This is a genomic window from Clostridium manihotivorum (assembly GCF_004015185.1).
GTDB lineage: Bacteria > Bacillota > Clostridia > Clostridiales > Clostridiaceae > Clostridium_AR > Clostridium_AR manihotivorum.
Genome location: NZ_CP025746.1, coordinates 2,274,190 through 2,289,556 on the forward strand (window position 1 = coordinate 2,274,190; position 15,367 = coordinate 2,289,556).

The following is a 15,367-nucleotide window of genomic DNA, read 5'->3' on the forward strand; positions in this document are numbered from 1 at the left end:
GTAGGAGAAGATAACGTGGAAAAGATATTAAAAAAATATTTTCATATTTTTGCCCTTCCAACATTAATAGCGTTTTTAATAGCTTTTTTTGTACCATTTATACTTGGAATGTACTTATCCTTTACTGAGTTTACCACTGTAACTAATTCTAAATTTGTAGGACTTAGTAATTATGTGAAGGCATTTCATAATAAAGATTTTTTAAACGCATTGATTTTTACAGCTAAGTTTGCTGTGGTTTCGGTACTAACCATAAATATATTTGCTTTTATTTTAGCTTTATTTCTTACTAGAGGGTTGAAAGGCTCAAACATACTGAGATCAGCTTTCTTTATGCCAAACCTAATAGGTGGAATAGTTCTAGGTTATATATGGCAATTAATAATAAACGGTGTGCTATATAAATTTGGAGTAACTATGACCTATGATCCAAAGTATGGTTTTTGGGGCTTAGTTATTTTAATGAATTGGCAAATGATAGGATATATGATGATAATCTATATCGCAGGTATACAGAATGTTCCAGAGGATTTGGTTGAGGCCGCAAAGATAGACGGCGCAGACTCTTTCAAGATACTAAGAAGTATAAAGATACCTATGATTATGCCTTCTATAACAATATGCTTGTTTTTAACTATATCAAATTCATTCAAGCTATTTGACCAAAACTTAGCATTGACTGCAGGAGCACCAGCAAAGAAGACTGCTATGTTGGCTTTAGATATCTTTAATACCTTCTATGGTTCTGTAGGTGCAGAAGGTATAGGCCAAGCTAAAGCTGTAATGTTCTTCTTGTTAGTAGGAGTATTTGCATTTGCGCAGCTGGCGTTTACTAGGAATAGGGAGGTTGAGAGTTAATGAAAACTTCGAAGTTAAAGAATAGTGTAATAACCTTAATATTATTTGTTCTAGCGGTAGCATTTATAATACCTATTTTGATAGTACTTATGAACTCTTTTAAAGGAAAGTTATTCATTAGTGATACTCCATTTGTATTTCCTACAAGTAAAACTTTTATAGCATTAGAAAACTACACAAGCGGATTGGAAAAAACAGGCTTTTTGAAAGCTTTTGGATATTCATTGTTTATTACGGTTTCCTCTGTAGCGGTGATTGTAATATTTACATCTATGACAGGTTGGTATATAACTAGAGTTAAAACTAAATTGACTAAGGCAATGTACTATTTATTTGTATTTTCAATGATTGTGCCATTTCAAATGGTTATGTTTACTACAACTAAGATTGCTAATATGCTTTACTTAGATAATCCAATCGGCATAATTGTTATATACCTTGGATTTGGATCAGGATTGTCTGTATTTATGTTTTCAGGCTTTGTAAAGTCAATTCCTTTAGAGATAGAAGAAGCTGCCTTAATTGATGGATGCAGCCCTATCCAAACATACTTTAAGGTCGTTTTTCCCGTATTGAAACCAATATCAATAACTGTAGCAATACTAAATGCTATGTGGATATGGAATGATTATTTACTGCCATCTCTTCTGATTGGTAATGACTATAAGACTATACCATTAGCAATACAATACTTAAAAGGCGGATATGGTTCCATAGATATGGGTGCAATGATGGCTATGTTAGTTTTAGCTATTTTACCAATAGTAATATTCTATTTTGCTTGTCAAAAGCACATTATCAAAGGTATTGCAGCAGGTGCTGTCAAGGGTTAAAATAAAAAATAAAAATACTGTATAAAAGGAGGAAAAGTATGAGGGGCAGCGGCATATTGTTACCAATTGCAAGTCTACCTTCAAAATATGGAATAGGAACATTTTCAAAAAATGCGTACAAATTTATCGATAAACTAAAAGAAGCAGGACAGAAATATTGGCAGATACTGCCCTTAGGGCCAACAGGTTATGGTGATTCCCCTTACCAATCATTTTCTACTTTTGCTGGCAATCCTTACTTTATTGATTTAGAAGCATTAATTGAGTCCGGTTATTTGACCGAAGAAGAATGTGAAGCTTTCGATTTTGGAGATGATGAAAGATATATAGATTATGAAAAGATATACCTTTCAAGATTTAAGGCGCTAAGAATCGCCTATGAGAGAAGTAATATCAATGATAACGTAGAATTTAAAGAATTCATAGATGGAAACTCTTTTTGGTTAGAGGATTATTCGCTTTATATGGCTATTAAGAATCATAACGGAGGAAAGAGCTGGAGTGAATGGGAGGAGGACCTTAGAGTAAGAAAGTCTTCAACCATAGAGTCGCTAAAGAAATTGTTTGAAGATGAAATAATGTTTTATAAATTTCAGCAGTTCATGTTTATAAAACAATGGTTAAAACTTAAAACTTACGCCAATGAAAATGGCATCAAGATAATAGGCGATATTCCTATTTATGTTGCCTTTGACAGTGCAGATGCTTGGGCTAATCCAGAGTTATTCCAATTTGATGAAGAAAGTAAACCTATATCAGTGGCTGGAGTTCCACCAGATGCTTTTTCTGCCACAGGACAACTTTGGGGCAATCCTCTTTATGATTGGGAATATCACAAAAAAACATCATATGCTTGGTGGATTGAGAGAATAGCCTATTCTTTTAAATTATATGATGTTGTCCGTGTAGATCATTTTAGAGGCTTTGATGAATATTATTCAGTACCTTTTGGAGAACCAACAGCTGAGCATGGACAGTGGAGAAAGGGTCCTGGATATGAGATTTTTGATGCAGTGAAAAAAGCGCTTGGCGATGTTAATATAATAGCAGAAGACTTAGGATTCCTTACTGACACTGTGCTAGAATTAGTAAGAAAAACTGGATATCCTGGAATGAAGGTATTAGAGTTTGCATTCGATTCAAGGGAAGCCGGGGATTACATGCCTCACAACTACAATAGAAATTCTGTTGTGTACACAGGAACCCATGATAACGAGACTATTACAGAATGGTACAACAGAATCAATGTTGAAGATAGAGATTTAGCCAATGAATATTTAGATATAGATGAGTCTAAAATCAAAGATGTACATTGGAAGTTTATAAAGCTAGCATTTTCAACAGTTTCGGATCTTGCAATAATACCAATTCAGGATTATCTAGGGCTTGGAGCTGAAGCGAGAATTAATATACCTTCTACCTTAGGTGAGAATTGGAAGTGGAGATTATTAGAAGAGGATTTCACTGATCAGTTGGTAGAAAAGATAAGAAGAATAGTTAAACTATATGGAAGATAATCTGAGAAATCCCCAGTGAAATATTGGGGATTTCAATTTAGCTATTTATATTTAAAGTTGCTTAAATAGATGTAACTTATGTAAGTATTTGTTAGAAGAACTTAACTATACTTTGAACTGTTTTACATTTATATGAACTATATTTTAAAATTCGTCATTAAAACATTTACATTTACAAAATTTTATTATTATAATAGTGTTATATTAAAAAGGTTGGCATTTGTAATATAGATTAGTATTTTTTAGGGAATGAGAAGGATGGATAAGATGGAGATAACTACAATAAAAGATATTGCAAGATTATGTGGAGTCGGAGTAAGCACTGTTTCTAGAGCCATAAACAATCACCCTGATATTAATGAAGAAACTAAAGAGATGATTATGAAAGTTATAAAAGAGAATAATTATATTCCTAATAATAGCGCCCGTAATCTTAAAAGAACTGATTCTAAAGCCATAGCGGTACTGATAAAAGGAATAACAAATCCTTTTTTTAGCAACATGATAAAGATATTTGAAAAGAAGATCAAGGAAAAGAAATATTCCTTCATACTTCAACATGTTGATGATAGAGAAGATGAAGTAGACATAGCTATTGAGCTGATAAAAGAAAAGAAGCTAAAAGGAATAGTTTTCCTAGGAGGACATTTTTCACATCCTGATGAAAAGCTAAGGCAGCTTAATGTACCTTTTGTTTTGAGTACAATAGCAACAATAGAGAAATTGGACAAATCATTATGTTCATCTGTATCCTTAGATGATTATAAAGAAAGTTATAAAATTGTAGATTATTTATGTAAACAAGGTCATAAAAAGATTGCCATTATTACTGCACCATTAGACGATGAAAGCATTGGTACCCTAAGATTTAGAGGTTACGTTAGTGCATTAAGGGATAATGGAATTGAAGTGGATAAAAATATAATAGGTATAATGAAATCTAATATTGAAAGTTATTCAATGGATAATGGATATGCGGTTACAAAGGAACTTTTAGCATCAGGAGAAGAATTTACAGCGGTTTATGCTATATGTGATAGTATGGCCATAGGTGCTTGCAAGGCAATTTTTGATTATGGTAAAAGGGTGCCAGAGGACTATTCAGTAGCAGGCTTTGACGGACTTGATTTAGCTAAGTTCTACAATCCATCAATAACTACAATTAGGCAACCGGTAGAAAAGATAGCAGAGGAGACAATAAAGATATTGTTTGACGTTATAGGAAAGAAGAAGTTGGTTGAACATAAGACCTTTCAAGGAGAGCTTGTTATAGGTCAATCAACAGGGAGAATATAGGTAGGTTATGAAAGTACTTGATTTCAACTTAATTTATACATGTTCCAATATTTTAATTAAGAAAAAACTTGGGACATGTATAAATTATTAGTTGGATAAAAGATAGTAAAGGAATGTGCGCAAAAATCTAACTGAAGAAAAATCGCTTCAGTTAGAATTTTTACTGTAAAGATCAGTTATACAAAGATTTTGCTACCTAAACTTAGTAAATTCAAATTAGTATAATAGTGATTTAGGGTAAACAGTAAAAAATAAGATTATATCGCCTGCCAGAATTTCTTCACATACGTTCAGAAAAGGCAGATGCGCAAAAAAATCTAACTGAAGAAAAATCGCTTCAGTTAGATTTTTTATTTCATTAAACTAAGAATTGTTAATGATGCGATCAATAATATTATGAATATGGATAAAAACTTTCCTTGTTTAGCGCCTAGATCATTTTTATACCTATTTCCTATTAAAATGGATGTTATAAATAGAACTAGGGAAACAAAAGAGGTCAATCCATAGATGTGAATAGAATTCAAAATAATTGCACCTATAGGGCGATCACCACCTAGATAGGTGAAGGAAAACATTATCCCTATTATAGATAGTACTAATGATAAACTGCCAACTCCTAGTTTTTTTGCATTATAAATTTCAAATTTTTTCATAAAGTCACCTTTTTACAAAAACAAATATTAATTATATAAATTAATTATACAGTAATTGCTTCAAATTTCCTATAATTACTTTTTATACAAGAAGATATGGCTTTACGAGTTTATTGTCAGTATTTCTAAATTGTTATTTAAGAAAGCAAATAAGGTTCGTAAAATGTCTTTGTGATAAATACTTATTTCAAAATAAAGATTTCCATGAACAGACAAAGATTTATTTTCATAGATTTCTTTATCAAGTAATATGTCTATATATTTGATTGCTTTTGTCTATTATTTTAAGTTGAAGATAGATTATATAGGCAACCCTATAATGAGTTACAAGGAAACTTAAAGTTTTATGAGTATATTATACTATTTTACATCTAAGTAGATATAAAATTGTTGACAAAAAATAGAAGAAGGCGTACTATAAACACATAGTATCAAATTGATATTATCTAAAGGATAATAAGTTGGAGCGTGTGAATCTTGATTAATAGCTTTATAGATAGTGAGGATGAGTTTCTAAAAAATTATGATGTGAATAATTACGAGAGGCCTAGTGTTACCAATGACGTAATAATATTTACAACAGATGATATAAAGGAAGAAAATCAAAGAAAGGTTCCTAAGAAGGGGATGCAGATTCTTTTAATGAAAAGAGAGCAATACCCTGATAAAGGTAAATGGTCAATACCTGGCGGCTTTATCGACATTAAAGAAAGTTTGGAGGAAGGTGCTAAGAAAAAACTAAAAGATAAAGCTGGTGTGGAAGATGTTTATATAGAACAGCTATATACATTTGGAGATGTTAATAGAGATAAAAGAACTAGAGTTATTAGTATAGCTAATATGGCTTTAGTGGAGAAAGAAAGCATAAATATCAATAACCCAGAAAATACAAGTGAAATTAAGTGGTTTTGGGTAGATAAGTTTCTTGAGAGTACGAAGAAATATGATTTTTATTCAGAAAATACATATACCCTTGTCTTTAAGTCTGAAGATGGTGAAACTCAAATAAGTTATGAAGTCTTAGAAAAGGTAGACAGGAATGTATATAGAAAGAAAGAGGTAATCTATAAGCTTTTAGAAGAATCAAATGAAATACTAGCTTTTGATCATTATAAGATTATTGATTATGCTATAGACAGACTTAGGAATAAGGTTGAATATACACCTATTGCTTTTAATCTTCTACCAAGATTATTTACGGTGAAAGAGCTTCAAAATGTTTATGAGGCCATTATGGGACGAGAAATATTAAACTTCAGAAGAAAGATGGATGACATGATTATAGAAACTGATGAAAAGATTGAAGGAAAGCCTTTTAGACCAGCAAAGGTATTTAAATTTAATGAAAACTGGGAACACAATTTTTAGAATTTGGAGGAATATATCATGATTTATTTAAATAATAAAAAAGTTCAAATTAAGAAGTTTCCAAATGGAGAATCCTTAATAAATAATGAAGGATTAGTAATAAACAGCTATGATAATGAGATTAAACTAAAGTTTGAAAGTGATGAAGATATAACACAGCTTATATTTCTAAAAAATCATCTTGATGAACTAAATAAAAAATCTAATCTTATAATACCATATATGCCTTATTCTAGAATGGACAGAACTGAAGGCGTTACAGTTTTTACACTGAAGTATTTATGTAAGCTAATAAATAGTTTGAATTTTGACAAGGTGACTATTTATGAGCCTCATTCAGAGGTTTCGGTAGCTCTTTTAGATAGAGTTAAGGTTATAAATATGTCTCAGGCATTAACTAAAGAGCTACTAAAGGAACTTAATTATGAGGAAAACTTGTATCTAGTGTATCCAGATGCAGGAGCAGCAAAGAGATATGAGAAGCAAATAGATTATAAAAAGGTACTTACTGCTAATAAAGAGAGAGATTTTAATACTGGATATATTAAGAGTCTAAAGATTAATGGTGAGGTAAAGGAAAAGGAATTTAAAGCAATAATCGTTGATGATCTGTGCTCAAGAGGTGGTACTTTTATATTGACAGCAGAAGCCTTAAAAGACCTTGGAGCTAAAGAAATATATTTAGTAGTCACTCACTGTGAAGACACCATATTTGAGGGTGATATATTAAAAAACGACTTAATTACAAAGGTATATACAACAAATAGTATTTTAAGTAAAGGTCATGATAAGATAGAAATTCATGAGATTTAGGAGGAGAAAGTTATGAAAAAATTATTAGTAGTTGTAGATTATCAAAAGGATTTTGTTGATGGAACTTTAGGATTTGACAAGGCTGTAGAGCTTGAAAGACCTATATATGATAAAGTGGAGCAGTATCTTAAGGAAGGTTCAAAGGTATTATTTACTTATGATACTCATAATAAAAATTATTTAGAAACAAGAGAAGGGAAGAACCTTCCTGTTATTCACTGCATAGAAGGTTCAGAAGGTCATAAGCTTTATGGAAGCTTAAAGGATTTTGTTGGAAGAGAAAATACCTATCATTACAATAAAGGAAGCTTTGGGTTAAGTCCTTCGGAAATGATAAAGATAACTGAAGATATAGGTAAGGACATAGATGCAATAGAGTTAATTGGAGTGGTTACGAATATGTGCGTTGTAAGTAATGTAGTTACTTTTCAATCGCAATATACAAACGCAGATATTAAGGTGGATGGAAGACTGTGTGCCAGCTTTGACGAAGAGCTTCATCGTAAGGCACTAGACGTAATTGAGAGCTTACAAGTGAAGATAATAAGATAAGAACTAAGATAATAAAAGGCTTTGCCGAAGTATGAGGGGAGATAATTATGAATCCATTACTACTAACTGATTTTTATAAAACAATTCATCATATATGTTATGCTGAGGGCATGACAAAGCTTGTAAGTTATTGGACGCCAAGAATGTCTAGAAAAGAGAATATGAATAAGGTTGTTATGTTTGGGCTTCAACCTTTCTTAAAGAAATATCTTATTGAATACTTTAATGAGAATTTTTTTAAAGTACCAAAGGAGAATATAGTAGCGGAATATAAAAGAATTATTTCAAGAACTATGGGAGAGTCAGCGGCAGATACCAAGCATATAGAAGCTCTTCATGATCTTGGATATTTACCAATACAAATAAAGGCCATAGAAGAAGGAGAACGAGTAAATATAAAAACTCCTATGATTGAAATTACCAATACTCATGAGGATTTTGCTTGGCTAGTAAACTATCTAGAGACATTTATGAGCTGCAATATATGGCAGCCTATGACTAGCGCCACTATAGCTTATAGATATAGAGAAATAGTAGAAAGCTATTACAATAAGACTGTAGATAAGGGCGAGATTAAAAGAGCTTGTGGAGATTTTAGTATGAGAGGTTTCAGTTCCATAGAAAGTGCTGAAGCAAGCAGTTCAGGTCATTTGCTTTCATTTATAGGAACAGCAACTATTCCAACTATTCCATATTTAGAGAAATACTATAATTGTAATATAGAAGAGGAAGTGGTAGCATTAGGAACCCCTTCTACAGAGCACAGTGTAATGTGCAGTTACGGAGTAGATGAGCTTAAAGCTTATAAGACACTGATAAATGATAAATTTCCAAATGGAAACCTAAGTATAGTATCGGATACTTACGATTATTGGAATGTAATAACCAATATACTTCCAAAACTTAAGGAAGATATTTTAAGCAGAGATGGAAAGATAATAATAAGAGGAGACAGCGGTGATCCTGTTAAGATAATATGCGGTGATAAGAGTGCCTTAGAAGGTACTCCAGAATATAAAGGGACTGTTGAACTACTCTATGAAATCTTTGGAGGATATGTAAACTCTAAGGGATATAAAGTTCTAAATGATAAGATTGGAACCATATACGGTGATAGTATAACTGTTGAAAGGTGTGAAGACATCTGTAAAGGCTTAGAGGAGAAAGGGTTTGCTGTAAGCAATTGTACTTTAGGTATTGGGTCGTTTACTTACCAGTACAATACAAGAGATACCTTTGGTTTTGCTTTAAAAGCAACTCATGCCATAATAAATGGAGAAGAAAAGTTTATTTTTAAAGCGCCTAAGACAGATACAGATAACTTTAAAAAGTCACAAAAAGGAATGTGCTATGTCTATAGAGATGGACATGATATTCTTTATAAAGACCAGCTTACTATAGGTGAGCAGGAAAGCTTGCAGGACAATATGTTAAAAACAGTTTTTAAAGATGGAATTTTGGTGAAAGAATACTCTTTAAATGAAATAAGAAGCAGACTACATTCAAATAAATTTTAAGTTGTATTAGTAATTTAAGAAGAGGTAGTTTAAGTATTATATACCATTAAGGCTCAGTTCTAATAATTTAGGCTGAGCTTTTTTACTGTCTAGGAATTCACCATGAAGGCTAAAGGCTCAAAAAATATAATAAAAAAACTTGTTTTTTCGCATGCTAGATTCTTCTCATTTATTAATTAGGAAAGGCAGTTGACCAACTAGAAAACAATTTGCTTGAGGTATCACTTTTTAAAATAAAGGATTTACGAATGTTAATTTGTCAAATATAAACATTTCAGCATATTAATAAATATAAGCGATAATCTAGAGAGTGTTATATTTTTCTCATACCCAAATTACCATAAATAGATATAGGAAAACAACATAGGACAACTTATTAAGGTTATGTAGGTTTTACATGGTATTAGTTGGCATGAAACTAAATATAAATAATTATCTACTAGTTTAAAAGGTTATTTTCTAAGATAAATAACTTCCTTAATAGATTTTAATAAATAGTTCATAATATTAGGATTTCTATTTGGATCTAGGATGGTAGCAATTTATCTCTAAATATGATTTTATGAAGGAGAATTAGTATGCTAAATTCAAAAATCCATTCAGAAAACAAAAGTAAAATATTTGCTAAAGGATTAAATCTATATAAGATATTTTGGATCTTCTTTATAGGTTGTATTTTTGGCGTTGTGGTTGAAACCTTGTGGTGTATACTTACACTTCATAGATACGAGAGTAGAAGTGGGCTAATTTATGGGCCGTTCAATCTTGTGTATGGGGTTGGAGCAGTTGCTATAACCTTAAGTTTATATTGGCTTCGCAATAGAAGTAATCAATTTATTTTTGTAGGAGGTTTTTTTATTGGTGGAGTATATGAGTACTTGTGCAGTTTGTTTCAGCAAATTATATTTGGGACGGTATCTTGGGAGTATAGCAAGACTGTGTTGAATATCCAAGGTAGAACAAGCCTTCTTTATTGTGTTTTTTGGGGTGGGCTGTCACTAATTTGGATTAAGATTATATACCCTAAAATCTCAAATATCATTGAAAAAATACCTAATAATGTTGGAGTTATACTTACTTGGTTTTTGATAATGTTTATGATTTTTGATTCCTCTATCTCAGGAGCAGCAGTTTACAGAGGTACTCAGAGGCATTGTGGGGTTTCAGCATCTAGTTCAGTTGATATATTTTTTGACAAGCATTACCCTGATTCAATGCTTAAAAAAATATACCCCAATATGATGTATGTTAAGGATGGCTGCAAGTAAAGGTAAGAAATTCTCGAAATCTCTTTTTAGATTATAGAGGCGATTTAAAAATAGCTTTGGAATCCAATGGTTAGATCTTTATTAAAATTTAGGTTATGAAAAATCGCCAAGAATATAGCTTAGCGATTTTTTTATCAAACTTCATTTTGTTTTTTATAATTTCTTATAATCATGCCAGAACTTTTAAACATTTCAAACTTTTTATAGAAGTTCACTAGATCATCGTCACAAAGTAAATCTATCATATAAAAATCTTTTAAGGAACCAAGCATTAATCTAATAAGTTCTGTTCCAATTCCTTTATTTTTATAGCTGGGTAATACTTCTAGTAGAGGTATATATGAGCATAGAGTCTTGTCAGATATAGCATTTATAAAGCCTATGACATTATTAGTAGAAGTATCTATGGCTAGCCAAAAGTAGGAACTGTTTTTTAGTATTTCTATATGCTTTTTAGCGGAAGGAGGATTAGGCCAGTCTACAAAGAAACCCTGTATATTATCTTCATTGACTCCTTCCAGTGTAGTAACATAATTAATCATAGAAAAGACTCCATTCTTTATAGTTTTAGGATCCAAGTGGTACAGCTTTATATAGGCCAAATATAACTCTATCTTCGAAGATACCTGTTTTGAAATTAAAAGATATATTTTTAAGGAGAAGCTCTTTTTTAAAACCTAGTTTTTGTACTAAATTTATTGATCTTAGGTTGTCTGGGTGAATAGAGGCCTCTATTTTGCTGAATCCGGCTTGATTAAAAGCAAAATTAAGTATTACCTTTGCACATTCGGTCATTATATTATGCATTAAGTAATTAGAATTCAGCATATAGCCAATCTCAGCTTTTGAATTAATTAGATCAAAGCTATGTAAAGCAATTACTCCAACTATCTTGTCAGAGTTTTTATCAGCAATACACCAGCGTATAAATTTTTTACTAGCATAACCATTAAGAAAAGCAATTACAGTTTTTTTTGCTTGATCAATATTAGTCATAGCTTCAGATTGCTGATATTGTAGAGAACTAGCATCTGAGTATAATTCATACAAATCATTGATATCTTTTACGTTAACTTGTCTTAAGATAAATCTTTCTGTTTCTAACTCTGGAAACTCTAAGAATAACGAATAAAAAGTAGTCATACTAAACTCCTTGTTAATAAAAAGGTCAATGAGATTATTTTATCATAAGTGAGAAAATTTGTATAAAGGTTTATATTTTTTTCATTGAAGGAGTCTGTGTTTTTTCGCAAGCAAATAGATCAGTTTTATTGTGAGGAACTGACAAATAGATGATAGTTTAATTAACTATTAGTAGTAATTTAATAGAAGACTATATCTTATTTTGAAATGGCAAATATAAAGTAAAAAATATTTTATCTGATAGAAAATATGCTGAATTTTTTATACAAGCTTCACAATGAAAAAAATACTAATGGAAAGACTTGGAGTTTTCCATTAGTATTTTAATTTTTGGCTATGTTCAACAGGGTACTTTAACAGCGCCTAATTTAAAAATTTATAGGTAGCTATACTTTTAGAAAGAAATTTATTTAGACATCCCCATAAACATTCCTATGAAGTATGGAATAAGCCATACTAACCATACAAATATACTAAATTTGTGAAATACTTTTTTCTTCTCTACATCATTTTTGTATATAACATATGTAGCCCAAATTGCATGAAATGCCATTAGTAATATTGCTAAGCTACCTGTTAAGCCGTGTATGCTCTGGGCAAGATTTGACTTTGTCGATACAGCTTCACTTCTAGCTATGGATGTCATAAGTGAAGTTCCCAAAGTGTCGAAAAGGAAGCCTGTCCAAAATAAAAACACTTGAGATAGCTGAAGTAGTTTTGTTTTTCTTTCATAAAGTACACCTATAGTATAGAAAAATAATGCTGCAGTAATTGATACTATAGCAAGGATTAATTTTATATTCATAATTTGCCTCCTTAATTTTGTATAGGCATATTATAAAAGATGTCTGTGTCCTAAATGTGTCCTAATATATGTTGTTGCAAATTGTTTGTGGAATTATAAAAGTTTTTGGCATAAATAAGAATTAATTATTATATGCATATTTATCAACTTTTATTCATTAAAAGCGTAAAATATATGGACTAGATAGAGAGAAATAGTAAGCTGCCTCTATCTACTAGAGGACCTTCATTTAAAAATATGGGAGTAACGTTATATTTTTTTAGAAATTCTATTATCATATCCCCATATTTATAGTTTTTTAAGTTCCCATAAAAAATAAGTTCATTATTGGAAGTCAAACCACAAGTACCGCCAATGAAGCCATAGTTTAAACCAGGGAGCAATATATCTCCTGGAGGAATAAGCAATACATCAAAGCCGTTGTTAGTTAACTCATTATGTATTTTAACATCTGACGTAATCAGAGCATTGTCGCTAACAATTGCACAAGAGCATTTGGTATAACCTTGAGAGACCTGTATATTAATTTTATTCTTTATGGTGCATTTAAGAGTTTCGTCAGTATATTTTAAGTTGTGTATAAAGTGATTTTTTAAATTTACGGCATTCAATATTATATCTTCAGGATAGTTTTTGGTTAAGCTTTTTGAGGAAAGCATATATTTTATGCCGAGTAAATCTAACTGCTTTAAGAAAGCTAAAGGAACATCTCTTTGCACTATTATAGTATTACTATCAAGGATATTTATTTGTATATCAGGATGACCATTTATGGCATCATAAATCTTTTCACATTTGGGAACTTTAATAACTGATATACTTAAAGCTTTAAGTTTTTGTTCTTCTTCCATGGATATTCGGTAGTCAGCAAAACAATAATTCAAGTTATCACTCCTCTTCTTATAAAAATCTTGTACATAAGTATATTTTACAAAAAACATAGAATTAAATCTCTTGAAGAAAATTACTTTTAAATAAAATAAAGTGAGTTTAAAGCGTGTTATTCCTAGTAAAGTAAGTGTATCGCAGTGTAAAGTAAGATGCAAATGTCGATTTGTGGATGTTTAAATTCTGTATATAGGAGAGATTTTAATACATACTATATTTAAGAAAGGAGTGAGCGGAATGTTATTGCTGAAGCTTGCTTACGAAGGAGAACAATACTTCATAGAAGATATACAGAGTATCAGAAATATTCTAAAAGAAAAAAATATAACTATCGGTATTTCTGAAAGTATAGAGAATAATACTCATTTCGTAAAGATATTTTGTGATGATGATGATTATAACGATAGATTGAAATCTATAATATATTTATATATAAGCAATATATTATACAAAGTTGTAATAGACGTATTTAAAAAAAGAGAAATGTTTGAATACCTAACTGACACATATTTTTTTCTAAAGCATGATGAACTACTTGAAGTTGAAGAAGATATAATGAATGTTCTAAATTTGAAAGAGGCCATATCAGATGAAACAAGCATATATTGCATAAATAGGATAAATACAATAATTGAAAATATAAGAGAATGTATAGAAGAAAACGAAGAAATAAATATAAACGGTTTTATAACTTTTAGAATGAAAGAACTTATAGGTGAGATAGAAAGAATAATCGATAAGGTTGTTGAAAAGTATATGGTTGAGAAGGAGTATAAAGAGTTTATAAAACTTCTCAAGTACTTCGTTGACATACAGGAAAGTAGAATTGAAGAAGTTAATTTAATCATAGAAAATGATGGGGAGTATAGAATCACTGATAGCTATGGAGCTGATATATTTCAGGATTTTATAAGTGATTTAAGTGAATGCAAGCTTGGAAATAATGTGAATGTAGAAGATGTTATAATAAGTGGACTAATAACCAATTCTCCAAATAAGATTGTAATTCATAACGGTAAAATGTGTCTAAATAAAGAATTTCTAGATACCATAGATAATGTGTTTGGAGAGAGAGTTACCTACTGTAATGAATGTAAAATATGTAATAGAAATAAAATAAAAATTTAATATTGTATTGACATTGATTACTACGGATGATATATTATTTATTGTGTTAAGAAGAAACAGCCGTTTCTCACCTTACAGCAAAGCTAGTAAGGTTATGGATTACTTACTATTTGTTTATGAATGTGGTAATTGAGGGCGGCTTTATGCCGCCCTTTTATTATTTATATAAAGGTGTTCTTATCTACCGGAGGTGAAAAGTATCAATAAAGATTTTTCGATTAATGATGAAATTAGACAAAAAGAATTGAGAGTCATTTCTGATGATGGTAGCCAGTTAGGCGTAATGTCTACAAAAGAAGCTTTAAGGCTAGCTGAGGAAAAAGAACTTGATTTAGTTTTGATTTCGCCTAATGCTAATCCAGCAGTAAGCAGAATTATGGATTATGGAAAATTCATATACGAACAGTCTAAAAAAGAAAAGGAAGCCAAGAAAAAACAAAAAGTTATTAATGTTAAAGAGGTCAGATTTAGCCCTAATATTGAAGAACACGATGTTGAAATCAAAGCAAATAATGCCAAGAAATTTCTTGATGATGGAGACAAGGTTAAAGTTACTATAAGGTTTAGAGGTAGAGAGGCTGACTATGCACATGTAGGATTTAAGATACTTGAAAACTTTTTAGCTAGAGTGTCTGATCTATGTGTTGTTGAAAAGCCTGCTAAACTAGAGGGCAGAAATATGACTATGATTCTGGCTCCTAAAAAAGCATAATCTGAGAGGAGGA

The 15,367-nt window shown here is 30.8% G+C and carries 16 protein-coding genes and 1 other annotated feature; of the genes, 11 read left to right on the top strand and 5 right to left on the bottom strand.

Features of this window, described 5'->3' with window-relative positions; genetic code table 11:
- The first annotated feature begins 15 nt into the window (after nucleotides 1-15).
- The 4 genes from C1I91_RS10140 (at nucleotide 16) to C1I91_RS10155 (ending at nucleotide 4,504) form a co-directional block, all read left to right on the top strand.
- Nucleotides 16-858 carry a carbohydrate ABC transporter permease gene (locus C1I91_RS10140; RefSeq protein WP_128212774.1) on the top strand — a complete coding sequence of 281 codons (843 nt, stop codon included), beginning with the start codon at nucleotides 16-18 and terminating at the stop codon, nucleotides 856-858.
- Nucleotides 858-1,691, top strand: a complete 834-nt coding sequence (locus tag C1I91_RS10145) for a carbohydrate ABC transporter permease (protein ID WP_128212775.1) — start codon at nucleotides 858-860, stop codon at nucleotides 1,689-1,691. Before C1I91_RS10140 ends, C1I91_RS10145 begins: the two co-directional genes overlap by 1 nt.
- 38 nt (nucleotides 1,692-1,729) lie before the next feature.
- Nucleotides 1,730-3,208 (top strand): 4-alpha-glucanotransferase, encoded by a 1,479-nt coding sequence (gene malQ / locus C1I91_RS10150; RefSeq protein WP_128212776.1) that lies wholly within the window; start codon nucleotides 1,730-1,732, stop codon nucleotides 3,206-3,208.
- Between the two features lie 267 nt (nucleotides 3,209-3,475).
- Nucleotides 3,476-4,504, top strand: coding sequence for a LacI family DNA-binding transcriptional regulator (locus C1I91_RS10155; protein WP_128212777.1), 1,029 nt, complete (start codon nucleotides 3,476-3,478; stop codon nucleotides 4,502-4,504).
- Nucleotides 4,505-4,854: 350 nt separating this feature from the next.
- Here C1I91_RS10155 and C1I91_RS10160 read toward each other — a convergent pair whose 3' ends face one another.
- Nucleotides 4,855-5,160 (bottom strand): hypothetical protein, encoded by a 306-nt coding sequence (locus tag C1I91_RS10160; protein WP_128212778.1) that lies wholly within the window; start codon nucleotides 5,158-5,160, stop codon nucleotides 4,855-4,857.
- Between the two features lie 477 nt (nucleotides 5,161-5,637).
- Here C1I91_RS10160 and C1I91_RS10165 point away from each other — a divergent pair, with 477 nt between their 5' ends.
- The 5 genes from C1I91_RS10165 to C1I91_RS10185 all read left to right on the top strand — a co-directional run bounded on the left by C1I91_RS10165 (nucleotide 5,638) and on the right by C1I91_RS10185 (nucleotide 10,678).
- Nucleotides 5,638-6,528 carry an NUDIX hydrolase gene (locus C1I91_RS10165; protein ID WP_128212779.1) on the top strand — a complete coding sequence of 297 codons (891 nt, stop codon included), beginning with the start codon at nucleotides 5,638-5,640 and terminating at the stop codon, nucleotides 6,526-6,528.
- Nucleotides 6,529-6,546: 18 nt separating this feature from the next.
- Nucleotides 6,547-7,341: a ribose-phosphate diphosphokinase gene (prs, locus tag C1I91_RS10170; protein ID WP_128212780.1), complete on the top strand. Its 795-nt coding sequence runs from the start codon at nucleotides 6,547-6,549 to the stop codon at nucleotides 7,339-7,341.
- A gap of 12 nt (nucleotides 7,342-7,353) precedes the next feature.
- Nucleotides 7,354-7,893, top strand: a complete 540-nt coding sequence (locus tag C1I91_RS10175; protein ID WP_128212781.1) for a cysteine hydrolase family protein — start codon at nucleotides 7,354-7,356, stop codon at nucleotides 7,891-7,893.
- Nucleotides 7,894-7,937: 44 nt separating this feature from the next.
- Nucleotides 7,938-9,410, top strand: a complete 1,473-nt coding sequence (locus tag C1I91_RS10180; RefSeq protein ID WP_128212782.1) for a nicotinate phosphoribosyltransferase — start codon at nucleotides 7,938-7,940, stop codon at nucleotides 9,408-9,410.
- A gap of 578 nt (nucleotides 9,411-9,988) precedes the next feature.
- Entirely contained in the window at nucleotides 9,989-10,678 is a 690-nt protein-coding gene (locus C1I91_RS10185) for a putative ABC transporter permease (protein ID WP_128212783.1), read from the top strand.
- Between the two features lie 134 nt (nucleotides 10,679-10,812).
- On the opposite strand, the gene C1I91_RS10190 is transcribed toward C1I91_RS10185, so the two are convergent.
- The 4 genes from C1I91_RS10190 to C1I91_RS10205 all read right to left on the bottom strand — a co-directional run bounded on the left by C1I91_RS10190 (nucleotide 10,813) and on the right by C1I91_RS10205 (nucleotide 13,510).
- Nucleotides 10,813-11,220 (bottom strand): GNAT family N-acetyltransferase, encoded by a 408-nt coding sequence (locus C1I91_RS10190; RefSeq protein ID WP_205694300.1) that lies wholly within the window; start codon nucleotides 11,218-11,220, stop codon nucleotides 10,813-10,815.
- A gap of 25 nt (nucleotides 11,221-11,245) precedes the next feature.
- Nucleotides 11,246-11,821 (bottom strand): GNAT family N-acetyltransferase, encoded by a 576-nt coding sequence (locus C1I91_RS10195; RefSeq protein ID WP_128212784.1) that lies wholly within the window; start codon nucleotides 11,819-11,821, stop codon nucleotides 11,246-11,248.
- A gap of 406 nt (nucleotides 11,822-12,227) precedes the next feature.
- Nucleotides 12,228-12,626: an HsmA family protein gene (locus C1I91_RS10200; RefSeq protein ID WP_128212785.1), complete on the bottom strand. Its 399-nt coding sequence runs from the start codon at nucleotides 12,624-12,626 to the stop codon at nucleotides 12,228-12,230.
- A 179-nt stretch (nucleotides 12,627-12,805) separates the two neighbouring features.
- On the bottom strand, nucleotides 12,806-13,510 hold the full coding sequence (locus tag C1I91_RS10205) for a DUF6873 family GME fold protein (RefSeq protein WP_205694301.1): 705 nt from the start codon (nucleotides 13,508-13,510) through the stop codon (nucleotides 12,806-12,808).
- Between the two features lie 241 nt (nucleotides 13,511-13,751).
- Between C1I91_RS10205 and ytxC the strand changes: the two genes are divergently transcribed.
- Nucleotides 13,752-14,642, top strand: a complete 891-nt coding sequence (gene ytxC, locus C1I91_RS10210) for a putative sporulation protein YtxC (RefSeq protein WP_128212786.1) — start codon at nucleotides 13,752-13,754, stop codon at nucleotides 14,640-14,642.
- Between the two features lie 42 nt (nucleotides 14,643-14,684).
- Nucleotides 14,685-14,806: a sequence feature (ribosomal protein L20 leader region), on the top strand.
- A gap of 26 nt (nucleotides 14,807-14,832) precedes the next feature.
- Nucleotides 14,833-15,354 carry a translation initiation factor IF-3 gene (infC, locus tag C1I91_RS10215; protein WP_128212787.1) on the top strand — a complete coding sequence of 174 codons (522 nt, stop codon included), beginning with the start codon at nucleotides 14,833-14,835 and terminating at the stop codon, nucleotides 15,352-15,354.
- Nucleotides 15,355-15,367 lie beyond the last annotated feature (13 nt).